Annotated in this window: 25 protein-coding genes; 14 read left to right on the forward strand and 11 right to left on the reverse strand. The window is 38.2% G+C overall.

Translation table 11 applies throughout. The features are described 5' to 3' along the window. Nucleotides 1-14: 14 nt before the first annotated feature. The 3 genes from ATCC51562_RS06950 (at nt 15) to glyS (ending at nt 4,065) form a co-directional block, all read left to right on the forward strand. Complete coding sequence (locus ATCC51562_RS06950) at nt 15-494, forward strand: tRNA (cytidine(34)-2'-O)-methyltransferase (protein ID WP_021091513.1); 480 nt, start codon at nt 15-17, stop codon at nt 492-494. Continuing rightward, nucleotides 491-1,894 carry an endonuclease/exonuclease/phosphatase family protein gene (locus tag ATCC51562_RS06955; protein WP_021091454.1) on the forward strand — a complete coding sequence of 468 codons (1,404 nt, stop codon included), beginning with the start codon at nt 491-493 and terminating at the stop codon, nt 1,892-1,894. The genes ATCC51562_RS06950 and ATCC51562_RS06955 overlap by 4 nt, the downstream gene beginning before the upstream one ends. A gap of 152 nt (nt 1,895-2,046) precedes the next feature. After that, a complete protein-coding gene (gene glyS, locus ATCC51562_RS06965; protein WP_021091503.1) occupies nt 2,047-4,065 on the forward strand; it encodes a glycine--tRNA ligase subunit beta in 2,019 nt (672 codons plus the stop codon). Nucleotides 4,066-4,110: 45 nt separating this feature from the next. Here the strand turns inward: glyS and ATCC51562_RS06970 are convergent, their stop codons facing one another. The 6 genes from ATCC51562_RS06970 to alaS all read right to left on the reverse strand — a co-directional run bounded on the left by ATCC51562_RS06970 (nt 4,111) and on the right by alaS (nt 11,575). Continuing rightward, a complete protein-coding gene (locus ATCC51562_RS06970) occupies nt 4,111-5,682 on the reverse strand; it encodes a phosphoethanolamine transferase (protein ID WP_051288448.1) in 1,572 nt (523 codons plus the stop codon). 76 nt (nt 5,683-5,758) lie between these two features. Then, on the reverse strand, nt 5,759-6,046 hold the full coding sequence (locus ATCC51562_RS06975; RefSeq protein WP_021091511.1) for a ComEA family DNA-binding protein: 288 nt from the start codon (nt 6,044-6,046) through the stop codon (nt 5,759-5,761). Between the two features lie 9 nt (nt 6,047-6,055). Then, nucleotides 6,056-7,984, reverse strand: a complete 1,929-nt coding sequence (locus ATCC51562_RS06980; protein WP_021091460.1) for a transglycosylase domain-containing protein — start codon at nt 7,982-7,984, stop codon at nt 6,056-6,058. Next, entirely contained in the window at nt 7,981-8,523 is a 543-nt protein-coding gene (gene maf, locus ATCC51562_RS06985; protein WP_021091461.1) for a septum formation inhibitor Maf, read from the reverse strand. The genes ATCC51562_RS06980 and maf overlap by 4 nt, the downstream gene beginning before the upstream one ends. Beyond that, the gene (locus tag ATCC51562_RS06990; RefSeq protein WP_021091492.1) at nt 8,520-9,020 is read right to left on the reverse strand and encodes a hypothetical protein; all 501 of its coding nucleotides are present in this window, start codon (nt 9,018-9,020) and stop codon (nt 8,520-8,522) included. The genes maf and ATCC51562_RS06990 overlap by 4 nt, the downstream gene beginning before the upstream one ends. Next, on the reverse strand, nt 9,017-11,575 hold the full coding sequence (gene alaS / locus ATCC51562_RS06995; protein WP_021091470.1) for an alanine--tRNA ligase: 2,559 nt from the start codon (nt 11,573-11,575) through the stop codon (nt 9,017-9,019). Before alaS ends, ATCC51562_RS06990 begins: the two co-directional genes overlap by 4 nt. A 167-nt stretch (nt 11,576-11,742) precedes the next feature. Here alaS and ATCC51562_RS07000 point away from each other — a divergent pair, with 167 nt between their 5' ends. The 3 genes from ATCC51562_RS07000 to ATCC51562_RS07010 are packed head-to-tail and all read left to right on the forward strand — an operon-like array spanning nt 11,743 to nt 14,076. Then, complete coding sequence (locus ATCC51562_RS07000) at nt 11,743-12,612, forward strand: Gfo/Idh/MocA family protein (protein WP_035167530.1); 870 nt, start codon at nt 11,743-11,745, stop codon at nt 12,610-12,612. After that, nucleotides 12,612-13,565 carry a ferrochelatase gene (gene hemH / locus ATCC51562_RS07005; protein WP_021091532.1) on the forward strand — a complete coding sequence of 318 codons (954 nt, stop codon included), beginning with the start codon at nt 12,612-12,614 and terminating at the stop codon, nt 13,563-13,565. Before ATCC51562_RS07000 ends, hemH begins: the two co-directional genes overlap by 1 nt. 49 nt (nt 13,566-13,614) lie before the next feature. Next, nucleotides 13,615-14,076: a hypothetical protein gene (locus ATCC51562_RS07010; protein WP_021091477.1), complete on the forward strand. Its 462-nt coding sequence runs from the start codon at nt 13,615-13,617 to the stop codon at nt 14,074-14,076. 53 nt (nt 14,077-14,129) lie between these two features. On the opposite strand, the gene ATCC51562_RS07015 is transcribed toward ATCC51562_RS07010, so the two are convergent. From ATCC51562_RS07015 to ATCC51562_RS07030, 4 genes are read right to left on the reverse strand one after another with little or no spacing between them, the layout of a single operon-like run. Further along, nucleotides 14,130-14,597: a phosphatidylglycerophosphatase A gene (locus tag ATCC51562_RS07015; protein ID WP_021091422.1), complete on the reverse strand. Its 468-nt coding sequence runs from the start codon at nt 14,595-14,597 to the stop codon at nt 14,130-14,132. A gap of 8 nt (nt 14,598-14,605) precedes the next feature. Further along, entirely contained in the window at nt 14,606-15,787 is a 1,182-nt protein-coding gene (locus ATCC51562_RS07020) for a hypothetical protein (RefSeq protein ID WP_021091440.1), read from the reverse strand. Next, on the reverse strand, nt 15,765-16,655 hold the full coding sequence (locus tag ATCC51562_RS07025; RefSeq protein ID WP_021091494.1) for a response regulator: 891 nt from the start codon (nt 16,653-16,655) through the stop codon (nt 15,765-15,767). Before ATCC51562_RS07025 ends, ATCC51562_RS07020 begins: the two co-directional genes overlap by 23 nt. Then, entirely contained in the window at nt 16,652-17,770 is a 1,119-nt protein-coding gene (locus tag ATCC51562_RS07030; RefSeq protein ID WP_021091502.1) for a bifunctional 2-C-methyl-D-erythritol 4-phosphate cytidylyltransferase/2-C-methyl-D-erythritol 2,4-cyclodiphosphate synthase, read from the reverse strand. The genes ATCC51562_RS07025 and ATCC51562_RS07030 overlap by 4 nt, the downstream gene beginning before the upstream one ends. Nucleotides 17,771-17,918: 148 nt before the next feature. On the opposite strand from ATCC51562_RS07030, the gene thiC reads away from it, so the two are divergent. The 7 genes from thiC (at nt 17,919) to ATCC51562_RS07065 (ending at nt 24,107) form a co-directional block, all read left to right on the forward strand. Next, entirely contained in the window at nt 17,919-19,217 is a 1,299-nt protein-coding gene (gene thiC, locus ATCC51562_RS07035) for a phosphomethylpyrimidine synthase ThiC (protein ID WP_021091419.1), read from the forward strand. Continuing rightward, the gene (locus tag ATCC51562_RS07040; RefSeq protein WP_021091473.1) at nt 19,211-20,311 is read left to right on the forward strand and encodes an Mrp/NBP35 family ATP-binding protein; all 1,101 of its coding nucleotides are present in this window, start codon (nt 19,211-19,213) and stop codon (nt 20,309-20,311) included. The genes thiC and ATCC51562_RS07040 overlap by 7 nt, the downstream gene beginning before the upstream one ends. Before the next feature lie 137 nt (nt 20,312-20,448). Then, complete coding sequence (locus ATCC51562_RS07045) at nt 20,449-20,715, forward strand: ACT domain-containing protein (protein ID WP_021091480.1); 267 nt, start codon at nt 20,449-20,451, stop codon at nt 20,713-20,715. Between the two features lie 9 nt (nt 20,716-20,724). Continuing rightward, nucleotides 20,725-22,062 (forward strand): PFL family protein, encoded by a 1,338-nt coding sequence (locus ATCC51562_RS07050; protein ID WP_021091529.1) that lies wholly within the window; start codon nt 20,725-20,727, stop codon nt 22,060-22,062. Nucleotides 22,063-22,194: 132 nt separating this feature from the next. Beyond that, nucleotides 22,195-22,686, forward strand: a complete 492-nt coding sequence (locus ATCC51562_RS07055; RefSeq protein WP_035167532.1) for a hypothetical protein — start codon at nt 22,195-22,197, stop codon at nt 22,684-22,686. 121 nt (nt 22,687-22,807) lie between these two features. Next, nucleotides 22,808-23,497: a hypothetical protein gene (locus tag ATCC51562_RS07060; protein ID WP_021091520.1), complete on the forward strand. Its 690-nt coding sequence runs from the start codon at nt 22,808-22,810 to the stop codon at nt 23,495-23,497. 157 nt (nt 23,498-23,654) lie between these two features. Next, nucleotides 23,655-24,107 (forward strand): hypothetical protein, encoded by a 453-nt coding sequence (locus ATCC51562_RS07065; RefSeq protein ID WP_021091449.1) that lies wholly within the window; start codon nt 23,655-23,657, stop codon nt 24,105-24,107. A gap of 84 nt (nt 24,108-24,191) precedes the next feature. Here ATCC51562_RS07065 and ATCC51562_RS07070 read toward each other — a convergent pair whose 3' ends face one another. Then, nucleotides 24,192-24,794 carry a YagU family protein gene (locus ATCC51562_RS07070; protein ID WP_021091476.1) on the reverse strand — a complete coding sequence of 201 codons (603 nt, stop codon included), beginning with the start codon at nt 24,792-24,794 and terminating at the stop codon, nt 24,192-24,194. A 162-nt stretch (nt 24,795-24,956) separates the two neighbouring features. On the opposite strand from ATCC51562_RS07070, the gene ATCC51562_RS07075 reads away from it, so the two are divergent. After that, nucleotides 24,957-26,156, forward strand: coding sequence for a 2,3,4,5-tetrahydropyridine-2,6-carboxylate N-succinyltransferase (locus ATCC51562_RS07075; RefSeq protein ID WP_021091456.1), 1,200 nt, complete (start codon nt 24,957-24,959; stop codon nt 26,154-26,156). Nucleotide 26,157 lies beyond the last annotated feature (1 nt).

The following is a 26,157-nucleotide window of genomic DNA, read 5'->3' on the forward strand; positions in this document are numbered from 1 at the left end:
GGCAAAGAAAGCTTATGTTTAACATAGTCCTGGTTCATCCTCAGATACCGCAAAATATTGGAGCTATCGGTAGAATGTGCGTTAATGCAAATTTAAAGCTACATATCGTTAAACCCACCGTGTTTGATTTGAGTGAAAAGGCTGTTAGACGAGCAGGGCTTGACTACTGGAAAATTTTAAATCCAAAAATTTGGGATAGTTTGGAAGAATTTTTAGAAGCAAACTTAAGCCACAAGGATAGATTTTTCTTCGCTACCACAAAGACAAATAGGCTTTACTACGAGGCTAGGTTTAAGCCAGGAGATTTTATATTTTTTGGTGGTGAGAGTACTGGGCTGCCAAGAGAATTTATGGATATAAATTTTAAAAACGCCATAACCATACCAATGGGAAAAGAGGGCAGGAGCTTAAATTTAGCTATGAGTGCTGGCATTATCGCTTATGAGGCGATCAGGCAAAATATCACTGAATTTGACTTTAGGAGTGAGATTTGAGAGTAGTTTTTGCTTTGATTTTTACCATTTTGGTGGCATTTGCGAGTGAAATTAGCATCGCAACTTATAATGTGCAAAATTTATTTGATTGCAAAGATGATGGTAGCGAGTATCTTGATTTTAAAGTAGGCGTATCAAAATGGGACTGCGAGGCGGCTGATTCAAAACTACAAAGAACAAGACAAGTCATAAATGCACTAAATACTGACATTATCGCACTTCAAGAGATCGAAAATGAACAAGTTTTAAAAGCTCTAGTAAGTGATAGCGAGTATAAATTTGTAAGCTTTACAAAAGAGAAAAACTCGCCTGTTGGGCTTGGACTTATTTCAAAGTTGCAGCCAAGTGGCAGTGAAGTTTTTAAAGTTCCAAACGTAAAGACAAGAAATATTTTAAAGGTTGTTTTTGAGAAGGAAGGCAAGAAATTTAGCATATTTGTAAATCACTTTCCAACTTATAAAAATGGCATAAATATGCAAAAAAAGGCTGAAAAAACGTTAAGAACGGCTCTAGGCAAAGAGAAAAATGCGATTATTTTGGGTGATTTTAACTCGCCCTTTGGACAAAAATCCATCCTAAATGACATCATTGCAACGAGAAATTTTTATGATCTTTATAAAGAGCTTGAGCCAAAAGATAGATATTCTCACGCAGTACATGGCAAAAAAAGAGCGATTGATCATGTTTTACTTTCACCTAGTTTTATGGAAAATGGCGATCTAAGTTATGTTAGTGGCAGTTTTGAAGTCTTTAAACCAAACTTTGCAGTCGATGAAAAAGGCTTTGCAAAGAGCGACCTTTACTCGGATCACTTTGCATTAAAGTTTAAAATTTCAACTGATCCAAGCCCAGTAAAAAAAGGCTTTGTGAGTAAAATTTTTAAAAAAAATGAAAACAAAGCCAATAAAAAAATAAGCGAACAAAACTATAAGACGGCTGATGTGGATACGCTTTTTGATCACCCAGAGGCAGTTCCAGCAGTGATTGAAAAAGCGGTTGTTATCTTAAAAGATAAACATGGCTTTATTATCTCGAAAAATCACCGCGGAATTTATGTTTATGATCCTAAAAATAGCGTTATTGTAGGCGAAGAGCTAGATATTTTAGTAAGGCGAATGAAAATTTATAAAGATGCGCTTGAAGTCAGCTCTTATGAGATCATAAATGAGCACGGCACAAAAGATATTAGCGAAAATTTACTAGATGCATCGCAATTAAGCGAAGCTAGAAGTGGCGATGTCTTTGCTAAAATTTCGGGCAGACTAGAGAGGGGCTATCTGCATACACCATACGGTAAGATCAGGGTTTATAGCAAGAAAAAGCTAAAAGATGGCGAGTATAGTTTTGAAAACGCGAGAGTTAAAATTTACAAGAGAGAAAACCAAATCGTTGTGGAGTAGAGAGTGCAAATTTTAGATATTTTTATGATTACGGCGTTTGTTTTATTTCTTATTTTTATGATAAGAGGCGTCATTTTGCAGTCACAGGAGAAGGAGAGGGCAAGAAAAATGGTAAGAGAAAAAAGAGAAAATTTTAATAAAAAGAGTGAAATATGAAAGAGTTATTATTAGAAATTGGAGTTGAGGAGCTTCCAGCGATACCGTTTTTAAGGGAGCTGTCAAATATCAATACTAAATGGCAGGCTGTACTTGAAAAATATAATCTTGTAAGCCCTTTTAAATTTTATTATACGCCGCGTCGTTTGGTCTTTTTTCATGAGAAATTTCCACAATCTCAGCCTGACAGCGTGGCTAGCTTTATCGGTGCGCCAAAGCAATTTGCGCTAAAAGACGGAGTCTTTACAAAGGCAGCACTTAGCTTTGCAAATAAATGCGGCATAAGCGAGAGCGAGCTTAAATTTAAAGAGATAGACGGCAAAGAGGTGCTTTACTACGAAAAAGAGGTAAAAGGCGAGCCGGTTGCTAGGATAATGGGCGACATGGTTGAAGAGTTTTTAAAGAGTCTTAACTTTGGCAAGTCTATGCGCTGGGGCAACGGAGAGTTTGAGTTTATCCGTCCGATAAGATCGTTTTTGTGTTTACTTGGTGATGAAGTCATAAAATTTAATAAATTTGGCGTAGAGAGCGGTGATTCAACCTATCCACATAGAAGCATTAGCTATGACAAGATAAAAATTTCAAATATAAAAGAGTATTTTGAAGGCTCAAAGAGCCGTGGTGTCGTGCTTGAAGCGGATGAGAGAGAAAAAATAATCCTTGATGAGTTTGAAAAAATTAGCCAAAAAAGCGGGATAAAGATCGAAATCGATAAAGACTTGTTAGCTGAAGTCGTGGCGATCACTGAGTATCCAACAGCCCTTCTTGGCTCGTTTGAAGAGGAATTTTTGGAGGTGCCAAGCGAGGTTATTATCACTTCGATGAAAGAAAATCAGCGCTACTTTCCAGTCTTTAAAGATGGCAAGCTCGCAAATGGCTTTGTGGTTGTTAGCAACGCCATCACGCAGGACTACTCGCTCATCATCAAAGGCAACGAAAAGGTGCTAAGGGCAAGGCTAAGTGATGCGATGTTCTTTTGGCAAAGCGACCTATCGCACGAATTTAGCCCAGAAAAACTAAAAAATATAACATATCTAAAAGAGCTTGGAAGTATCTACGAAAAAGAGCTTAGAGAGCTAAAAGTAGCTAAAAAGCTTGCTAGCAACTATGACGAGCTACTCAAAAAAGAAGCTGGCGAGTACGGGGCTAAGCTAGAGCGAGCTGTAATGCTAAGCAAGGCCGATCTTACAACGCAGATGGTTTATGAATTTACCGAGCTTCAAGGCATCATGGGCGCTTACTACGCAAAGGCTAAAAACGAGGATGAAGACGTCGTTTTAGCCATAAAAGAGCAGTATCTGCCAGATGGTGAAGAGGCGCAGTGCCCAAGCAAGGTCTTTAGCTCGGTTGTGGCACTTTCAAATAAGCTTGATACGCTAATGGGGCTCTTTAGTATCGGTAAAATCCCAAGCGGCACCAAAGATCCATACGCTCTAAGACGTGCGGCTAATGGCGTGATAAAGATCGTTTTGGCACATAATTTGAAATTTAACGTAAAAGAAATTTTAGAAGATATCGCAAAAGATTATAAGAAATTTGACGTTGAAGTGCTTATAAATTTCATCCTTGATAGGCTCTATACCTTCTTTGATGCAAATGCTTCTATTGTAAAAGCGTGCATAAAAAGCGGCGAGAAAGATATCTTGGAGCTAACCAAGATGATAGAGGCACTTGCTAAAATTTCTAGTGAGCCAAATTTTCGGGAGAATTTCTCGACATTCAAGCGCCTTGCAAACATCATAAAAGATGATAAATTTAGCAAGGTTGATGAGAGTCTCTTTGAGATAGATGCTGAAAAGACCTTAAATGATGCATTTAAAGCGGTCGATAAGAGCCTAGCGTATGAGCCAAGGCTAAAGGCGCTATTTGCATTAAAACCACAGATCGATGAGTTTTTTGACAAAGTTATGATAAATGTTGAAAACGAGAAAGTGCGAAACAATCGCATCGCAATCATCGGTCAAATTTATAGTGAGATATTAAAAGTAGCTGATATAAAAGAGATCAGCTTTTAAATTTGCGCCAGCTTCAGGCTCTTGCCTAGGCTGGCTTTAAATTTACTACCTAAAGATATCAAATTCTGGCTCATAGGCCTTAGTTTTTACCCCAAAATATCCAAGAACTGAGCTAAATATAAAATCATGCGAAAGGCTCTCATCTTTTCTAGTTTTTAGCCTTTTTAAAAGTTCGCTATCGCTTGAAAAGACGATGGCTGGGATGTGTTTTTGCTCGTCTGGAGCGATGGAGTAAGGCAGACCATGTAAATATATACCGTTTTCACCTAGGCTCTCTCCGTGATCTGAGAAAAAGAACATGGCAACTTCAAATTTATCTTTTCTTGCTTCAAGGGCGTTTATTAGCTCGCTTTGTAGATAGTCCTCGTATAAAATAGTGTTGTCATAGGTGTTTGCTATCTCATCTGGCGTACATTTATTTAGCTCGGCAGTATCGCAAGTTGGGGTAAATTCTTTAAATTTGCTTGGGTAGCCTTTGTAGTAGATAGGGCCGTGCGAGCCTTGCAGATGTAGCACGATAAAGGTGGTGGAATTTGCATCTTCAATGACCTTTTTGGCCTCATCAAATATCACTTCATCAAAGCCTTCTGCTCTATGATCTGAAGTATGGTTTTGATTAAGATTGTCACAAACGCCCTTGCAACCGCCGCTATTGTTGCCAAAAAAGTATGTTTTTATGCCAAGTTTATTGATGATATCAACTAAATTTTCACGAGCTTTTGCTTCACGGTTACTAAAATTTTCTCGCTTTAAGTCTGAAAATAGGCAAGGCACACTAGTCTCTGTGGCTGTTCCACATGAGTAGAAATTTGTAAAACTTACCACGCCTTTTTGTTTAGTAAATTTATTCGTATCGTTTTTGGCGTAGCCATTTAGTGAGTAGTTTCTGCTTCTTTGCGTCTCGCCAACTATCAAAACTAAAATTTTCTTTTTGTCATCAGCTAGCGCCGCATCATCTGCTACATAGGTAAAAGGTAGTGGTTTTTGTATTATCGATTTTACTAGTTTTATAGCCGAGTAGATGGGATAGTATGGGAGCAATGCGGTTCTTAAATTCGAGTGTTCTCTAAAAAATGGTATAAAAATTTTAGACGTTAATGAAAATATGATAGCTATCGCAACTATAGAAAATGAGATAATTTTTGCTCTTAATTTAAGCTCATTTTTGAAATTACCATAGTTAATTTTTACAAATACTACATATACGCAAGGTAAGATGGTTGTAAAAATTATCCAAAAAATTAAACCTGTACCAAAGTAACTAAAGGCTTCTTTGGTATCGGTGTGTAGGACGTTTAATAACATATCTTTATCTATAATAACACCATATGCTTGCATAAAGTAAGCAGATATGCCACTTGCTAAAATCAAAATAATTGCAACTGGCTTTAGCAAAAAAGGTAAAAATAAAATACAAAAAATACTAGCGAAAACTAAGATAAAGACAATTGCAAATATAAGAAAAAAGAATATAGAAAAAGATAGTTGATTATTTTGTAGAAAGCCTGAAAGAACGCCTTTGTATAAAAATATATAATTTATAAAAAACATGTAAGCAGTAAATAAAATCAGAAACTTTAAAAAACTGATACTTTTAAATTTATTAATATTTAGCATCTTTTCAGCCTTTGTAAAAAGCCATAATAATAGGACTCAAATGTAAATGGCTAGAAATTTCAAATAAAAAATAAGATTATTTTTTCTTGCCTTTGGAGTTTTTTGCTTCAGCTTTTTTGACTTTCGCATTCTCTTTTATGCTAAGTTTTGCCTTAACTTTTTGCATATCGTTAAAGCCAATACCTTGGACTCTTTCAAGCTCATCGATGCTTTTAAATTTATGGGCTTTTCTGTATTTTATAATGTTTAACGCTTGGCCTTTACTTAGCCCAAGCCCCATTAACTCGTTTTTGCTGGCCGTATTTAGATTGGCGCCATATGCAATACTTGCGACTACTAAACAAAGTAAAATTTTAATCTTCATATTATCTTCCTAAAATAATAATCCATCGTTTTCTTGATCTTGTATGATGTCATTTGCTGGCATATTTTGAGGTAGTGGTGAGTCGTTTGTGTAGTATTCGTCACTGCCACCATAATAGCCTTTATAAACACCATCTGGCTGCTCAAATGCACGTCTTAAAGTAGGATAAAGCTTAATGTAGCCTTCCATAAATTTTTTAAACACAGGTGCTGCTGTCCTGCCGCCGCCTTCAATCTTTTTCATAGGGCTGTTGTCGTCATTTCCGTACCAGATTATCGCTTCGATATCAGGTGAGTAACCACAAAACCAAGCATCGATGTTATTATTTGTTGTGCCGGTTTTGCCTGCTATTTGGATGCCATTTATTTTTGCGTTACGTCCAGTACCATTATTTACGACATTTTGAAGAAGTGTCGTCATCAAAAATGCCTGTTCTGGTTTTAGCACCTGCTTTCTTTGTGGTTCATAATCCATCGACGCACCAAAACTATTTTCTATATGCTTAATAAGTGTTGGCTCAACCATCTCGCCCTCATTTGGAAACATCGAGTAAAATTTTGCAAAATCAAGTGGCGAAATCCCAAAACTTCCAAGTGCGATAGATAAATTTTCAGGAATATCGTTAAAGCCCATATCAGTAAGCTGTTTACGAACCGAGCTAAGACCAAGATCGTTTAGCAAATTTATGGTTGCGAGGTTGCGCGACTGGGTTATGGCTGATTTTATAGTGATATAGCCTTGAAAGCCACCACTATAATTCTTTGGCGTCCACTCTTTGCCATTTCCCATGTCAAATGTCCTAGCGATATCAGCCACTTGAGAAACGACTGAGTAGCCGCTATCAAGTGCTATTTGATAGATAAACGGCTTAAAGCTTGATCCTGGCTGGCGCTTACTTTGAGTGGCGCGGTTATAGCTGCTTTTTGCGTAGTCAATACCGCCAATTAGTGCCAAAATTTGACCGCTTTGTGGATGAGTAACTACTATAGCTCCATTTAGGATTTCTGCATTTGCTTTTTTATCGCGTTTTAAAATTTCATTGTAGCCATAGACTAGAGCTTCTTGAGCGATCTTTTGAACGTTTAGATCAACTGTGCTTTGTATCTTATAGCCACCAGTTTTTATATCGTCAAATTTTTTAGAGGCCTCTTTTATTATCTCATCGACTACGTAAGGGGCTTTGTTTCTTGTGAGAGTATCGTCAAAGACTGCTGGTTCTTCAAGCACGCCTTTGCGGTACTCGTCCTCGTTTATCCAGCCGATGCTATACATTCTCTCAAGCACTCTATTTGCACGGCTAAGTGATAGGTCAAGGTGCTTTGTAGGATCATAGGTGCTTGGCGCTTTTGGCAAGCCAACTAGCATGGCAACTTCTTTTATGCTTAGCTCATTTAGCTCTTTTCTAAAATATCCCTCAGCTGCTGTTTTTATGCCGTAGTAGCCATGTCCAAAATAGACGTGATTTAGGTATCTTTCGATGATATCTTCTTTGCTAAGCTCGCTTTCAAGCTTCATGGCAAGCACGATCTCTTTTATCTTTCTTGTAAATTTCTTCTCACGGCTTAGAGCCAAATTTTTAATGAGCTGTTGTGTTAGTGTTGAAGCTCCCTCGACTAGTTTTCTAGCTTTAATATCTTTTATGGCAGCTCTTGCCATAGCTTCTATGTTTATGCCACCATGCTCAAAGTAGCTTGTATCCTCGATAGCTACGAGCGCTTCGATGACACGCGGCGGGATGTCGTTATACTTTACGTAAATTCTATTTTCTTCAAAGATATTTGCGATGAGTTCGTTGTTTCTATCAAAAATTTGCGTTGTAAGCTTTGGTTTATAATCAATAATAGCGTAAGCATCAAATCTAACTTGTGAGTAAAAATATAAAAATGCTCCGCCAAGCGAAATGGCAACTATAAAGATAAATGCCAAGATATATTTCATAAAAATGCCTTTAATATTTTTAAATTTAGTCCCATGGCCGTGCTGGTTTCGCCGTGTTGGGAGATGATGTATTTTTTATTAAAATTTTCTATCGTCATGGCTCCAGCCTTGCCTTGCCACTCATTATTTTTTATGTATTCATTAAGGTCATGCTCGTCAAATTTTTTAAATTTATACATAGTTTTACTTACGTTTATAAGCTCAAATTCGCCTAAAAATATCATCGCCGTATAGACGCTGCATTCGTTGCCACTTTGTAAATTTAGCATGGCAATCGCTTCTTTTTCATCCTTTGCTTTACCTAAAATTTTATCTCCACACGCCACACAGCTATCTGCAAAGAGTAAATTTTTAAGACCTATATTTTCTTTTAAAAATTGTTCTTTTTTAGCTTTTACGACATTTTGGACATAAATTTCAGGCTTTACGTTTTTTTCTATCTTGCTCTCGTCAAACTGGAAAGAAATTTGAGTGAAATTTATGCCAGCATCTTTTAATAAATTTGCCCTTGTTGGCGAGCTTGAAGCAAGTGTTATCATAAAAATACCTTATAGCTTATGCCAAGATAAATAGCTGCTAGGGAAGCTAATAAATTTAGCGGTGTGAAGTAATAAATTATAACGATCAAACTCTCATTTAGCTCGATCATTTCATGCGATCTTAGTGCTTTTAAGGCCTTTTTGTATCTATAAAATATATAACTTAAATTTAATAACAAAAATAGTTCTATTGCACATTTTGTTGCTACCATTGCACTTGCCATAGGATTTGTCAAATTTGTATCATAAAATCCAAAAATTATAACTATGCTTGTCGCTATCACGCAAAGGATTAGTATGAAAATCGCAATGCCAAAGCGTCTTATAATGTGAAGTAAGATGTGATAGCGTTCCTTGTCTTCAAATTTATTTTTTATAAAGTAACTTCCAACAAGCACAAGACCGGCTTGTAGCCCCACAAAAAGAGCTACAAAGCATACATGCAAAAATAGTACTACTTGGTCAAATTTTATAAAAGCTATATCGTAATGACTCATTTTTCTAAGGCTTGCCTTGCGTACTCAAGTGAGTCTTTTATCGCATCTTCTATCATTGATGCATCTTTGCCACCGGCTGTTGCAAAGTCATCTTTGCCACCGCCATTGCCACCTAGGATTTGCGCTGCAAATTTTACCCAAGCACCAGCTTTTAAAGGAGCATTTTTGACTCCAGCTGCAAGAGAAATTTTGCCACTCTCATCGGCTTGGATTAGCAAAATAGCAGCACTTTCATGCTCATTTTTAAACTCATCTATCAAGGTTTTTATATCTCCACCATCTACGCTTGTGACGCAAAGCTTGGTTTTATTTATATCTAAATAGACTAGCTCATGAGAATTTTTAGCATTTTTTAGTTTGTCTTTTAAAACTCTTAGTTCATTTTTTAGCTTTTTGACCGCATTTAGTGGCTCGGTGCTTTTTAGCTCATCTTTTAGCTCATCAAGCTCAGCTCTAAATGATTTTGCTAAATTTAGCGCAGCCCTTGAGCAAACAGCCTCAATACGCCTAACGCCAGCACTTACGCCACTCTCTTTTGTGATGAAAAACGATCCGATCTCGTCTATATTTTTCACATGTGTGCCACCACAAAGCTCTTTGCTGACGTCGCCAAAGCTAACGACTCTTACATTATCAGCGTATTTTTCATTAAATAGTGCGATAGCTCCACTATTTTTAGCATCTTCAAGTTTCATAAGTTCTGTTTTTGAGTTAGCACCATTTAGTATCCACTCATTTACTAAATTTTCAACCTTTGAAATTTCTTCGCTAGTAAGTGCTTTTGGATGAGAGAAGTCAAACCTTAGCCTATCTGCTTCTACACTTGAGCCAGCTTGAGCGATATGCGTGCCAAGCACGTTTCTAAGGGCTGCATGAAGTAAGTGTGTGGCGCTGTGGTGACGTGCGATCTGGGCTCTATCACTGCCCACTTCAAGCTCTACTTCATCACCAACTTTTAGCGCTGCATTAGTTTTTACTAAAGATAAATTTAGTCCATGAAATTTTTGCGTATCAAGCACATTTGCTTTGTCTACTATCTTACCGCTATCACCGCACTGACCACCACTTTGAGCGTAAAATGGAGTGACATCAAACATCACCCAACCCTCTTTGCCAGCATCTAAGCTATCTACATTTTTAAATTCCTCATCAAGTAGGGCTAGAATTTTACTTTTACTTTTAAGCTCTTCGTAACCTATAAATTTATTCTCGCCAAATTTCTCAAGTAGCTCTTTAAAATCGCCCTTTGCACTCTTGTCGCCACTGCCTTTCCAAGCAGCTTTTGCACGTGCTTTTTGCTCGCTCATAAGCTCATCAAACCTTGCCTCATCGACTTTTAAGCCTTTTTCTCTAAGCATATCAGCTGTTAGGTCAAGTGGGAAGCCAAATGTGTCATAAAGCTTAAACGCAGCCTCTCCACTAAAAATTTCTTTTGTATTTTTAAGCTCGCTCTCAAATAGCTCCAAGCCACTAGCGATTGTTGCCAAAAATCTCTCTTCCTCAAGCTTGATCTGCTCTTTTACAGTCGCTTTTTTCTCAGTTAAATAGGTGTAGTGCTCGCCCATAAGCTCGCAAACTTTATCGACAAGCTTATACATAAATGGCTCTTTTATACCTAGCAAGTATCCATGGCGGATCGCACGGCGTAAGATACGGCGAAGCACGTAGCCACGGCCTTCTTTATCAAATGTTGTACCTTGAGCTAGCAAAAATGTGACCGAGCGGATGTGATCGCTTATGACACGGTAGCTAGCGCCACTTTCATAGACGTACGGCTTGCCACAAAGCTTTGCTACTTCGTTGATGAGTGGCATAAAAAGTGTGCTGTCGTAGTTGCTAAATTTACCTTGCAAAATAGCAGTAACGCGCTCTAGCCCCATGCCTGTATCGATGCTTGGTTTTGGTAGTGGGCTTAGTTTGCCATCCGCGCTTCTTTCATACTGCATGAAAACAAGGTTCCAGATCTCTAAAAATCTATCGCCATCGCCACCCATGTAGTCTTCAGGTGTGTTAAAGTGTTCAGCCCCTTGATCGTAGAAAATTTCACTGCAAGGGCCACATGGTCCAGTATCGCCCATCTGCCAGAAGTTATCATGATCACCAAAGCGGTAAATTCTCTCTTTTGCGATGTGAGTGTTCCAAATTTCAAACGCCTCATCGTCGCTTTCATGAACGGTCACATAAAGCTTATCTTTTGGCAGTTTTAGTACTTCTGTTACAAATTCCCAAGCGTAAGCGATCGCCTCTTTTTTGAAGTATTCACCAAAGCTAAAATTTCCTAGCATCTCAAAAAATGTGTGGTGGCGCGCTGTGTAGCCGACGTTATCTAGGTCGTTGTGCTTGCCGCCAGCTCTTATGCAGGTCTGACAGCTAGTGCGGATAGGTGGTGTTGGGCGTGGCACTTCGCCTGTGAAAATGCTCTTAAATGGAACCATGCCAGCATTTGTGAAAAGTAGCGTTGCATCATTTGGCACGAGTGGTGCAGAAGCTACGACTTCATGACCTTTTGATTTAAAAAAATCAAGATATGCCTTTCTTATATCTAAATTTTGCATTTTTATCCTCGTTAGTTTTAAATTTTGCTCGATTTTAGCTAAAAATCGTTTGTAAATTTATAAAAAAATACAAAATTAATTTTTGCTTAATATATTTTATAAATTTATTTGTTTAAAAGCGATTTGCAATTAAAATATCTTAAAAATTTATAACTAAAAGGTCTTTAGTGAAACTCAGAATTGGCATTGTTGGATACAATCTAGTTGGCAAACGGCACTATATGGAGCTGAGGCGTTCTGACAAATTTGAAGTTTGTGGAGTTTTTGATAAAGAAAATAGAGATGATGCTTGCAGAGCTCCGTTTTTTGATGAGTTTAAGAAATTTATAGAAGTAGCCCAGCCACAAGCTGTCGTACTTTGTCTGCCTCAACATGAGATCGTAGAGGCTTTTTGTCAGTGTGCAAAATATTGCCAAAATATCTTGATTTCAAGGCCGATATTTAAAAGTGTAAGCGAGCTAAAAGAGATAAAATATGCTTCAGTGGTAAACAAAGTAAGAGTTTGTACTGGCGTTGATGAGCGCTTTAATCCGACCATCGTTTCATTAAAAAAGGCACTTTTAAAAGAAGAAGAAATTTATAGCATTTCAATTGCGCATTTTAGACCACTTTGCGAAGGAAATATTATAAATGAGCTTTCACTTTGCGATATAGACCTTGCGAAAAATTTAGTAGATAGTGAAATTTGTAGCTTTTTTTATACTCAGGCAAATAAAACAAATACCAAAATATGCGACAATGTTGGAATAAACATTAAAATGAAAAATCAAATTTTGGTGAGTATTACTGATTCTTTTTGCGGCTCTTTAGAGCGTTTTAAAATAGAAGTAAATGCCAAAGAAGGTGTTTATTTTGGCGATCTTATTGATTATAAGCTTCATAGGGTTAATGAAAATGGTCAGATGAATTTAAAAACCGATCCTTTAAACAATGAAATAAAAGCCCAATATGATGCCTTTTATGATCTTTGTCAAAGCGGCGAAAGTAGCGAGCTTTCAAGCATTGATGATGCGATAAAAATCAAAGAGCTATTTTGATGAAAAAGGCACTTTTGCTTTTGAATATGGGTGGGGCAAATAGCCTTGCTGATGTAGAAATTTTTCTAAAAAATATGTTTAATGACCCGTATATTTTGGGTATAAAGAATAAATTTTTAAGAAAATTTGTGGCTTTTATGATCACAAAAGGTAGGCTAAAAACAGCTAAGCATAACTACGAACAAATAGGTGGCAGATCACCTATTTGCGAGCTTACGGCTAAGCTTTGCGATAAAATTTCAAGCTTACAAAATGAGTTTGATGCAGTTGATTTTGCGATGAACTATACTTCACCATTTGCAAAAGATGTACTTAAAAAATATGAAAATTTTGATGAGATAGTGCTTTTGCCACTTTATCCTCATCATTCACAAACTACGATAACTTCGAGTTTAGATGATTTTAAAAAAGCAAAAGATGAGCTAGAGATAAAGGCTAAAATTTTGCTTTGCGGGCCATTTTATGATGATGAAATTTATAATAAAATCATAATCTCGCACATAAATGAAGCTATAAATAATATAGATGTAAGCGATGTGGAGCTTATCTTTTCGGCTCATTCGTTGCCTCAAAAGATTATCGATAAAGGCGATGTCTACGAAAAGCATATAAATGAGCATGTGCAAATTCTAAGCAAAATGATAAAAGATAACGGACTGAACTTCAAAGGGATAAATTTAGCCTACCAATCGCGCCTTGGCCCTGTAAAATGGCTAGAGCCCTCACTAAATGAAATTTTGGCAAAGTGTAAGAGTAAAAAGGCTCTTATCTATCCACTCTCTTTTTGTATTGATAACTCTGAGACTATTTTTGAGCTAGTTATTGAGTATGCAAAGATTGCAAAAGAGCTAAATTTTAGCTTCTACAAGGTTGTTTGGTGCCCAAATTTTAGTGATGAGTTTGCTGGTTTTATCTTACAAAAAGCAAAAACAGCTAAAGAGATTAACTTTTAGGAATAAATCTTGCTTATAAAATATATCTCAATACAGTAAAAGGAGATATATGAAGGTACAAAATAACGACATAATTGATTATTTATTGCAATCAGGCTCAATCAAAACTAAGAATAAAAAAAATAGTTTTGATGAAATTTTAAGCCTTGCTATGGACAAGATCGCAAGCGATGCAAAAATTTCAGATAAGGTTGAACAGTTTAAAAAAAGACTTACTGAAATCGGCGCAGTTGGTTTTATAAGTGAGCTAAATTCTAATAAAATAGAAGAAAAAATAGCCCAAAAGAAAAAGGAGCTAACTGAACTTCTAGGCATAGATGATCCCGCAAAAACACAGGATCAAAAAAATGAGCTACTTAAGATAATGGATAAAATTTTAAGTGATTACCGCAAAGAGCTAAATGTAGCACTTGCTAATCAAGCTCTGCTAGAGAAGCAAAAAAATCTTAATAGTAAGAGTAGTAGCTCGGTTAATCTAAGTTCTGTTTTAAATGAGCTAGGACTTGCTTAAAATTTATATAAAAGATATTTAAGCCTATATAACTTTGCCAAAAATCTATATTTTTACGGCAAAGTTATGCCAAATTTTATAGTAGCTCCGTATATTATTGCGCTAATTATTCCAGCAAAAAAGCCAGCTACCATATCATCGCCCATTACGCCAAGGCCACCTTTTACATTGCGGTCGATCCTGCCTATTATCGAAGGCTTTTTGATATCAAGCACTCTAAAAAGCACAAGTGAGAGTATTAGCTGAGAGATCGTAGCTCCGCTAATGGCAATAGCAAGCCAAACTCCAGCAACTTCGTCTATAACGATAAAACTTTCGTCGTGAGAATTTATCTTTTTTTCAAAATCATCTATAACGCTAATGCTTACCAAAAATAGCAAAATGCTAGCTAGAAAAAGTGTGGTTGATGATAAAAAATAAAGCACAAAATAAGCTACCACAGCACCAGCTATAGAGCCCCAAGTACCAGGCGCTTTTGGCAAAAGTCCAAATCCAAAAAAAGTTAAAAATAGTTTTTGCATAAATTTCCTTAAGTAAGTGATGACGTTTGATAAAGCTTCATAAGCTCTTCGTAAAAGTCACGGTCAGTTTTGTTTTCAAGCAGTCCCGAATTTACAAAAAGGTCATCGCAAAGCTTTTGCACGTCTTTGAAGCGATTTGTAAAGAGTTTGCTTAAAACCAGTGCAGAAATTTCTGGCCTCACAAGAATAGCTGGTGGCATAATGCCATTAAATAGCAGCTCCTTGATGACATCTGGATGATATTTGATCTGATGATGTTGTCCGTGCGGGCAACTTTTGGTGCTAACTAGCGTCTTGCATTTGTTGCAATAAACTAGCTCTGGCAGCACGATTACCTCTAAATTTAAGTCGTTTTTATAAATGTCAAGAATAGTATGAGCTTCATTGTGATCAAAAAACATTCCAATCCCTGAGTGGTTTTGTCCGATGACTAGCTTATTTGCCCCAAATCTTGAAGCAGCGATGCACTCAAGTGTTGGGTTTGCATGTGAGCTAAAAAGAGTCGTGTTTTTTAGAGCAAAGACAAAGACCTTTTTTGTCGGCAAATAATTTTGTATAAAATAATCCAGCACTTGCTTTCTAATCTCGTAATCAACGTGCTTTTCTTCGCGTGTTCGTATTAAAAAAATGATTACTAAATCAGCCTTGTCAATCGTCATTCTAACAAGGCGCTCGTGAGCTCTATTAAATGGATCAGCCGTTAAAAAGACCGCCGTTATCTTTTTAGCACCATCTTCTTTTATTAGATCATTTAGTGCATTTTTGCTTATTTGCATACTTTCATCATAAAGCTCAAATTTGCCACTAATACCGTATTTGCCTAAATTTAGCTCTTTATCATTGCTGGCTTCATTTGCTAAAAATATATTTTTAGCCCTCATGCTCTCGTCAAATTTAAAGATTTTAGCAACATTGATGTGCCCAACGATCTTACCATCAAGATTTAGATTTACCTTTTGTCCAGGAGCAAGCTTGCTAGCAATATTTTGATTTAGCTCGCCAAATGGAGCAAATCCAAAAGAATACGGCATCGGCTCGCCATTAAAATAGCCTTTTTTACTCACCTCTTTTATCTGTTCATCGTCCATCAGCGAGTCGTAATCTGAGAGAATTTTATTTTTTATTAGCTCCAAAGCACCAAAAACTTCGGTATTGATTGAAATTTCACTATTTTTTCTTGCTGACGTCATATTTCTTTCTCTTTTCCCAAAGTGATTTTCTAGAAATTCCAAGCTTCTTGCTAAGTTCTGTGTCAGGGAATTTATCTTGATAATTAACGATTATGTACTTTATATATTCATCGATCGTAACGATCTCATCGATATTGAAATTTTTATCGCGTCCTGAAAGCTCAAGCTCGTCAAATGGTGCTTTTTGTGCAAAATCGTTAGTTGAGATCGCGACCTTTTTCTTTTTGCAAATTTCTAAAATTTTCTCTTTTTCTTCTTGTTTTAGCTCCTCTAAATTTGTCATATAGATTAGCTCGTCACCATTTTTAGCTAGTGCCTTTTCAAGCTCAGAGAAACAGGCTTTGCCTAAAAATAAAAATGGCAATTTGCAAGCTTTTACATAGCTAAATATAAATTTATCGCTATATCCGCTTTTGCTCGATTTTAAAAGCAGTGGAAATTTTATCTTTTTTGCCTCAAAGCTAGAAATTTCATACTCTTTTAAAGCGTAATTTACATAGCTTTCGTAATTTTTGATCTCGTTTTTGAAATTTCTAAATTCCTCAAAATGCTTTATCTTTCTAACTAGCTCTTCTATCATAAATGGCTTTTGGATGTAATCAACCGCACCTGCTTGGATCGGTTTTAGTACAGTGTCGCTATTGATATAAGCGATTAGTAAGATGATGATAGAGCTTTTAAATTTCTCTATGACTGGGTAGAAGTCTTGCCCTGGGAGTGTGGTAGAAAGTAACACTACATCAAAATTTTCAAACTTTAATGCTTCTTTTACGCTTTTAGCGATCTCGCAGTCGTAGCCAAAATCAGCTAGTTTACTAGCCATCGAGCCAGCTAGGTAAATTTCATTTTCTACTATTAAAATTTTCATATTTGTGTCCAGTTGTAAAATTTAAGGCTAGCGCTTGCCATGACAGCGATCCCTTCGCATCTGCCAACAAAGCCAAGCCCTTCAGTAGTCGTTGCCTTTACATTTATGCGGCTTTGGCTTAAATTTAGAGCTTTTGCGATATTTGCTTCCATTTTTGACTTTAGCTTTGAAATTTTTGGTTTTTGCACCATTATCGTAATATCAGCGTTTGTTAGCACAAAGCCCACGCTTTGTACCCTTTTATAAGCTTCCTCAAGCAAGTAAATGGAGCTAATATCTTTAAATTTAGCGTCCGTATCAGGGAAAAGCTCGCCTATATCGCCAAGTCCAGCAGCTCCCAAGATAGCGTCAGTTAGCGCATGAAGTGCCACGTCGCCGTCGCTGTGAGCCTTTAGCCCAAACTCATAGTCGATCTTCTCGCCACAAAGAATCAAAGGACGGCCCTTTTCAAACTCATGCACGTCAAAGCCGTTTCCAACAAAGACTTCATTTTCAGGCTCTTTTAAAGCAGAAATTTTGGCAAGATCCTCTTTGTAAGTGATCTTTCTTGCCATCTCATCACCTAAAATTTGCCATACGCTAGCACCAATGGCTCTCATAGCCGAGCTATCATCTGTGTAAATTTCGCCGCTGCTGAGAGCCTTTTTAAGAAGTGCTGTGCGCGAGAGCTGCGGTGTTTGGATAAGTTTTACCTTTTCTCTGTCTATTGCATTTTCGCCAAGATAGGCAGTGTCAGCGATCTTTAGTGCAGGCACCACGCAGTCAGCCTGAGCGGCCGCCTCGATGATCTTGTGAAAGAGCTCGCTTGATATGCAAGGACGCGCGATGTCGCTAACTAAGACAAATTCACTATTTACTAGCTCAAGTGCGTTTTTTAGGCTATCTTGCCTGGTTTCGCCGCCATCAACAAATTTATAATTTGGAGCAAATTTTGACATATATTTGCACTCTTTGCTAACGACAATGATCTCTTTAAATGTGTAAAAGTTACTCAAATTTTTAGTGGCAAATAGCCAAAGTGGATCGCTTCCTATTCGAAGCCATTGCTTCTTTACTGGTAACTCAAAACGGCTAGAATTTCCTGCTCCAAGCATTATAAGTGATATATCAAGCAAGATAGCTCCTTTGAAAATTGTTACAGAATTATACATCTCAAAACTTCAAAATTTCTTTTTAAAAAAGTAAATTTTTAAAAGCTTATTTAGTTAGTTTAAATCAAAAAAGGACTAAAATGAGGTTTTTAAAAATCAAAAAAGGCCTTATATGAGAGATAAGACGCAGATGTATTATGCTAGGCGCGGCGAGATAACGCAAGAGATGAGCTATGTGGCAAGGATCGAAAGGCTTAGTGAAATTTTAGTGATGGATGAGGTGGCAAAAGGTAGCATCATCATCCCAGCAAATATAAATCATAAAAATTTAAAGCCAATGGGCATAGGTAGAAAGCTAAAGACAAAGGTCAATGCAAATATCGGCAACTCAAGCCTAAGTAGTGACATTTGCGCTGAGCTTAGAAAGCTTGAAATTTGCCTCGAATTTGGCGCTGATACGGTTATGGATCTAAGTACGGACGGCGATTTAGACGCTATTAGAAGTGCGATCATCGATCATTCAAGCGTGCCAGTTGGCACAGTGCCTATGTATGAAATTTTAAAAGAGGCAAAAGAGGTTACAAATATCACAAATGAGCTCATTTTAGAGATACTTGAAAAGCAAGCAAAGCAAGGAGTTAGTTACTTTACGATACACGCTGGCTTTTTGCGTGAGTTTTTGCCACTTGTTAAAAAGCGTAAAATGGGCATAGTAAGCCGTGGAGGTAGCCTAAGTGCAAGCTATATGTCAAAGTTAAATAGACAAAATCCATTTTATGAAATTTTTGATGAAATTTTAGAAATTTGCGCAAGATATGATGTATCTCTCTCGCTTGGCGACGGACTTCGTCCAGGATGTCTTTTTGATGCGACAGATGAGGCGCAGCTTAGTGAACTAAAGGTACTTGGAGAGCTTACACTTCGTGCGTGGCAAAAAGATGTGCAAGTGATGATAGAAGGCCCTGGTCATGTGCCATTAAATCAAATTGAGTATAATATGAAAATCGAACAAGAGCTCTGCCATGACGCCCCATTTTACGTGCTTGGGCCGCTTGTTAGCGATATCGGCGCGGGGTATGATCATATCACTTCAGCGATAGGTGGTACGATGGCAGCATATCACGGCGCTAGCATGCTTTGCTACGTGACGCAAAAAGAGCACCTAGGACTACCAAATGAAAATGACGTAAGAGAGGGCATCGTAGCTCACAAGATAGCAGCTCATGCCGCAGACGTCGCACTTGGCAAAGCTGGAGCCATCGAAAAAGACCATGCGATGAGTGACGCGAGGTATGCATTTGACTGGAACAAGCAGTTTGAGCTTAGCTTTGATCCAAAAAAGGCTAGAGAGCTTCACGATGAGAGCTTGCCAGAGGATGCGTTTAAGAGCGCTCATTTTTGTTCGATGTGCGGACCAAAATTTTGTGCATATAAAATTTCAAAAGATCTAGAAAAAGGAGAAAAATGTTAAATAAAGAAGAGGTCTTAAATAGACTAAAAGGTGTTATTTATCCTGGCTTTGAAAAAGATATAGTTAGCTTTGGCTTTGTAAAAAATATAGAAATCGACGATAAAATTTTAATCGAAGTCGAGATCGTCAGCTCAAGCCCAGAAGTGGCAAACGAGCTAAAAACGGACATCAAACGTGTCATGGGCTCAAATGAGTATGTGCTAAATTTGATCCAGCCAAAGATACCTGAGGAGAAAAGTAACACTCAAAGTGGCAAAAATATCGCGCCACAAGTTAAAAATTTTGTAATGGTAAGCTCTGGAAAAGGCGGCGTTGGTAAATCAACCACAACGCTAAATTTAGCCATCTCAATGGCAAAACTAGGCAAAAAAGTGGGAATTTTAGACGCTGACATCTACGGACCAAATATCCCAAGAATGCTTGGCGAAGTAAATACTCAGCCACAAGTCGTTGGCAACAAGCTAAAGCCGATACTTAGCCATGGTGTCGAGATGATGAGTATGGGCGTTTTGATGGAAGAGGGCATGAGCCTTATTTGGCGTGGCTCGATGATAATGAAAGCTATCGAGCAGCTACTAAAAGACGTGCTTTGGAGTGAGCTTGATGTCTTGTTTCTTGATATGCCTCCAGGAACGGGCGACGCGCAGCTAACTCTAGCTCAAAGCGTGCCAGTAACGGCAGGTGTCTGCGTCACAACGCCACAAGTGGTAGCGCTTGACGATAGCAAACGTGCGCTTGATATGTTTGAGAAACTTCACATCCCAATCGCTGGTGTCATCGAAAATATGAGTGGTTTCATCTGCCCAGATAACGGCAAAGAGTACGACATCTTTGGCAAAGGTACGACTGAAGAGATAGCAAAAGCTTACAATACGCAAATTTTAGCTGAAATCCCTATCGAGCCAGCTGTTCGCGTGGGTGGAGATAATGGTAAGCCAGTTAGCTTCTACGAGCCAAACTCAGTCACTGCAAAACGCTACGAGAGCGCAGCTGCAAGGCTTTGGGAGATAATAGAAAATATAAATAACGGCGGTGGGGCTGATAACTCAGCGATCCAGCCAGTAAATGACGGCAAGAGTGCTTGCTCGAAGTAAAATTTACAAAAGATAAAATTTAGAGCAAATTTTAAAATTTGCCAGTTTGAATTTGGCTACCAAAATTTAGCTTTGCTTGATGCTTGGCTTAAATTTTGGAGCCAAAATGCAATCATTTAAATTTAATAGGAGAAAACATGAAAGCGATCGTAACTGTAGTCGGAAAAGATAGAGTCGGCATCGTTGCTGGCGTCTCAGCAAAGCTTAGCGAGCTAGGGCTAAACATAGATGATATCTCACAGACTATTTTAGATGAGTTTTTTACGATGATGGCGGTGGTTTCAAGCGATGAAAATAAAGACTTTACGGCCTTAAGAGCAGAGCTTAACGAGCTTGGTGAGAGCCTAAAAGTAAAGATAAATATCCAAAGTTCTGCTATCTTTGATGCGATGCATACAATCTAAGGAAAAACAATGGACATCAAAAACGTAACCGAAACGATCTCGATGATCGAAGAGCAAAATTTTGACATCAGAACGATCACGATGGGCATTAGTTTGCTTGACTGTATCGATCCTGATATAAACAAGGCTTGCGACAAAATTTACGCAAAAATCACCACTAAAGCCAAAGACCTAGTCAAAGTGGGCAATGAAATTTCTGCTGAGCTAGGCATACCAATCGTCAATAAAAGAGTGAGCGTGACGCCTATCTCGATAATCGGCGCCGCAACGGACGCAAAAGACTACGTGATGATCGCAAAGACGCTTGATAGGGCGGCTATTGAGGTTGGTATTGATTTTATAGGTGGTTTTTCAGCTTTAGTTCAAAAGGGATATCAAAAGGGCGATGAAATTTTGATAAATTCTATCCCGCAAGCACTTTCTCAGACTTCAAAAGTATGCTCAAGTGTTAATGTCGGCTCAACGAAAACTGGCATAAATATGAGCGCGGTGCGTGATATGGGACGCATTATAAAAGAGACGGCGGCAGCATCTCGGATGGGTTGTGCTAAGCTTGTCGTCTTTGCAAATGCAGTCGAAGACAATCCTTTCATGGCCGGTGCATTTCATGGCGTGGGCGAGGCCGATGTGGTGATAAATGTGGGCGTTTCTGGTCCAGGAGTAGTAAAAAGAGCCCTTGAAAAGGTGCGTGGCGAGAGCTTTGACGTGGTGGCTGAGACCGTTAAAAAAACGGCGTTTAAGATCACGCGTATCGGCCAGCTAGTTGGCCAAATGGCGAGCGAGCGACTTGGGGTTAAATTTGGTATCGTCGATCTCTCTCTTGCCCCAACACCAGCTGTGGGCGACTCGGTAGCTCGTGTGCTTGAAGAGATGGGGCTTGAGGCTGTTGGTACGCATGGCACGACTGCGGCACTTGCTTTGCTAAATGACGCGGTCAAAAAAGGTGGCGTCATGGCGTGCAATCAAGTGGGCGGCTTAAGCGGTGCATTTATCCCAGTCTCAGAAGATGAGGGCATGATAGCTGCTGTGCGTGCGGGATCGCTAAATTTAGAAAAGCTTGAGGCGATGACAGCGATATGCTCGGTTGGTCTTGATATGATCGCTATACCTGCTGACACACCAAGCGAGAGCATAGCTGCGATGATCGCTGATGAGGCGGCTATCGGCGTTATAAATCAAAAAACAACGGCCGTTCGTATCATACCATTAGGCCGTGAGGGCGATATGATCGAGTTTGGCGGCCTTTTAGGAAGAGCACCTGTGATGAAGATAAACAAAGCCTCTAGTGCCGACTTCATCGCTCGTGGCGGACAAATTCCAGCTCCAATTCATAGTTTTAAAAACTAATCTTCGAAGTCCGCTTTAAATTTGCGGACTTTACATGATTTATTTTAGTCGTTTAAAAACAATTGATTCTTTGGTTTTTTGTTATAATTCTACTTTTTATAAATTACGATATATAAAATATAAAGGATTTTTATGGGACGTGTTCATAGGGATAGGGTAGGTCAAGCGATGAGGCTTTCAACTCCAGTAGCCATGTTTATCGTGTTATCTATGTTTATTTTTGCAATTTCGCCGATAACATTATTACTGGAGCTTTATTTTCAAAATAAACTATTAAAAATAAAATGGCGTATAAAAGATATCGTATGGACGTTAAATTCAACATTTTCATTTTGGGTTTTTGTTATTGGCTTGCTTGCAATTTGTATATATAAGATATTTAATAGATCTATGCCTAGCATTAATATGCCTACTATTAACGATTACATGCCATTGATAATAGTAATTTTGCTCTTGATACCACATTTCTATTTTTCAATTAAATATTACAGTAAATTTAATCGCTTTTTTAGGCTAAAAGCAGCAGGTAGAAGAAAAGAATTGCGTGCAAAAGCAGAAATGATTTTAAAAAAAGAAAAAGAAGAAGATAGACTAAGAAGAGAAATTAATAAAACTATTCGTTAGAGATTTTATACAATTTTGCTTCTTGTGTTGGTTAAAAAACATAGTTTATCTCTTAAATTTATCCTAACCTTTTCAACTGCTTTTAGTTAAAATAATAAAAATTTTAAACCAAGGAGCTAAAATGAAAATTTTATCACTGCTTACGGCGCTACTTTTTGGAGCGGTATGTGGCTTTGCAAACGATGGCAAAGTAAGAAGTATCGACATCTACGTCACGCCTTACTACTCAGCAAATGCTGGCAAGGTGGAGTATGTCAAGGTCTATGACAAGATAGATGAGCTTTTAAAAAGTGGCAAAGTAGAGGACTTTAAAAAGGCTGAAAAGATCGTGCAAGATGCCCCACAAATGGTCTCTCCGATAACTCTTTTTGTTCTCTCAGCTCGCGCTTATGATCTTGGACTTCGCGATGATGCGGTATTTTGGTTTTATGCGGCAAAAAACCGCGCGATCTTGCTAAGAGGCGTTATAGACATGGAGGGTGAGAAATTTACTGATGTGGTGGCTGCGATAGGGGCGTTTATGAAGCTTGTTGGCGACGTGGTCAATCCTTATGCATTTTGCGATATCAAAAAGCAACAAGAGATCGCTGATAAAGCGCTTGAATGGACTAAGAAAAATGCCTATGAAGCGATGTTCTCGCCAGAATTTAGCTCGCCTCACGAAGATAGAAAAGCAGCCCTTATAAAAGGCATAGAAAAGCTAGAAGCCCGCAATAAAAAAGAGAAAGATTATTTTTTAGATAAAGATAATCTTGCTAACTTTAAAGCTATGCGCAAGCAAAATGGCACTGATGAGAAATTTTGCTTCTAAATAGCGAGAAAAACTGAAAATTTGCTTGTAAATTTAGCTTTTTCTTTATGCTAAAAGGGCAAATTTACAAGCTATATCTATTTTATGTCACGACAGATTTGCTTAAATTTCGCTCTTTTTCGTAAGAGTATCAAAACCACAAAAATGAGAATAAAAAATGACTTTGAAATTTGGCAAGCTTGAAAAAGTTGCAACAGATGATGGCTTTATTTGGTACGCGGAGACGGTGCTAAAAAGCGAAATTTTTGGCCAAGTGCTCTTTTGCCTTATCTCGGCAAATGGGGCAGATGTGGACGATGAGACTACTTTGCTAGCACAGCGTATCGCCGGCGATATTGACCGGTATGTAAAAGAGGCGCTTATCTTTTTAAAAGATGAGCTTAGGCGAGGGTGCTTTTTGAGCAAGGACGAGCTTAAATTGCTTGACGTGCCAGTTTGCGACCTGCCCTTTAGCTCGCCACAATGTACCTTTTATGCGCACGATAAGCAGTGGCTGATGAGATTTGCTGAGGGTGCACTCGATATTTGCGAACCTTTTGGTATTGGGGTGATTTTTGAAGGTGAAAAGCCACTTCGTTTAGAAAATTTAGAGCTTAGCCAGGAGTGCTAATCGCGGATAAATTTTGCTTTTAAATGGTGAGATAAATTTAGTTGCTGTTTTAGGTTTTTAGCCCAAAACAGCAAAAATTTGAATTTATGCGTTGCAGTAGCAATAATCACTTGGATCTTTTTCTTTTGTGATCCTAGCTCTTAGGTCGTGACGGATGATCTCTATCGACCAGAACCATATCATGTGACCGACAAATTCAGATACATGCTCGTACCAAGGGAGTGTCCAAAGTGGTGGAGTAAGCCCTAAAATAGGCAATGTGATCACGTGAACAGCGATATTTACGATAACGCCAACTAGTAAGCCTTGCCATATTGTAATCTTTGGAAATTTCTCAGCCAAAACACAATAAGCAACCGCAAAAACTATCGAAAATAATATATGCGTCATCATTACGTAGTTAAACGCATGCCCTGCAAACTCGTAAATAGCGGCATTTGGATCGGCCACTCCCAAATAATCTCTTAAAAATACATAAGGCGGATTTAAGAAATTTCTAGAGCAATCGATCGCATCGGCTGCTCTAATGGCACTCTCTGGTCCGCAAGCAGCGTTAAACATATCCATCGGACTTCTTGGAGGAAGTGGAAATTCTGCTCCCCATTTGACAAAGGCTGAGACAACACCAGCGATAAGGCCGATTAACGCAGCCAGAGCAAATCTAGGTTTTGTTACTAAATTTGACATTTAAACCCCTTCTTTAAATTTGCAAAATCTTATTGCAATTTACTTTATGATAAGATTAATCATTATTAAAAATATAAAAATATTTAAAATTTTAATGGACTTAAAATCATAAAATTTTTAGCCATTTTTGGCTAGACTAAGAAAAAATTTAAAGGAGAATAGATGTCTAAAGAGTTTAAAGATGCAAATGAATTTAAGGAATTTTTTGAAGAATTTAGAAAAAAAGATGGCTACAAAGATCCACTTGCTTTTGGTATCGCTAGGATCGATCGTGGACAAAAAAATACAGATAAAATTTTACAAGCGACATTCGCTGTTGTAAATTACAAAGAGAGCTTTTTAAGCGCAGCTGCTTATATCTATGTCTTGCAAAAATGTGATGTTAAGGTTGATTTTAACGGTTCTGAATTTGTAGCCGATCTTACTCCAAAAGTGGTAAAAAAGGCTAGCAAGCTCTTTAGTGTTTTTGAAAAAGAGATAAGCTCTCATAAAAATGTACAAAATTTGCATGCCGTAAAAATGGCATTCGATGACGATCTTGAACTAAATGAGAATAAATTTAAGCTTGTATTTTTGTTTGATGATGCAAAGCCACTTAGCGTGGAGGCCGTATATCTCAAGCTTTACTTGATCTCGCTTGGCAAGGTCGCACCTAGGACGATCGTGCTTGATGGAGCTTTTGGTGTATTACCAAATGTTGCATGGACTAGCCAAAATACGCCAATTGAGCTTGAATGGCTAAGAGAAAATGAAATTTCTCTAAAGATGTTTGGCGAATATCCAGCGATCGTTAGCGTCGATAAATTCCCAAGATTTTTAAGCCATATCATCCCAGCTGATAACACGAGAATTTTAGACTCAGCCAAGGTTCGCATGGGTGCTGCTGTGCATCCTGGCACAGTCGTCATGCCAGGTGCTGCCTATATCAACTTTAACGCAGGTACAACCGGTGGGGTGATGGTTGAAGGCAGAGTCAGCAGCTCTGTCGTAGTTGGCGAGGGTAGTGACGTAGGCGGAGGGGCAAGCATACTTGGCGTGCTAAGTGGCACAAATGGCAATCCTGTAAGCATCGGCAAACACTGCTTGCTTGGGGCAAACTCAGTCACGGGTGTACCTCTTGGTGATAACTGCATCGTGGATGCTGGCATAGCGGTGCTTGAGGGCACAAAGGTCTATATCTCTGCAAGCGAGCGCGAAAAGCTAGCTAAGCTAAATCCGGAGTTTAAATTTGAAGCTGAAATTTACAAAGCGCTTGAGCTTGGCGGACTAAACGGGCTTCATTTCAGACAAAACAGCCAAACAGGCCAGATCACTGCAAGTACGAGCAAAAGGGCGATCAAGCTAAATGAGGCACTTCATTAAA

Source organism: Campylobacter concisus ATCC 51562, from assembly GCF_000466745.1.
In the GTDB taxonomy this organism is placed as follows: Bacteria; Campylobacterota; Campylobacteria; order Campylobacterales; family Campylobacteraceae; genus Campylobacter_A; species Campylobacter_A concisus_B.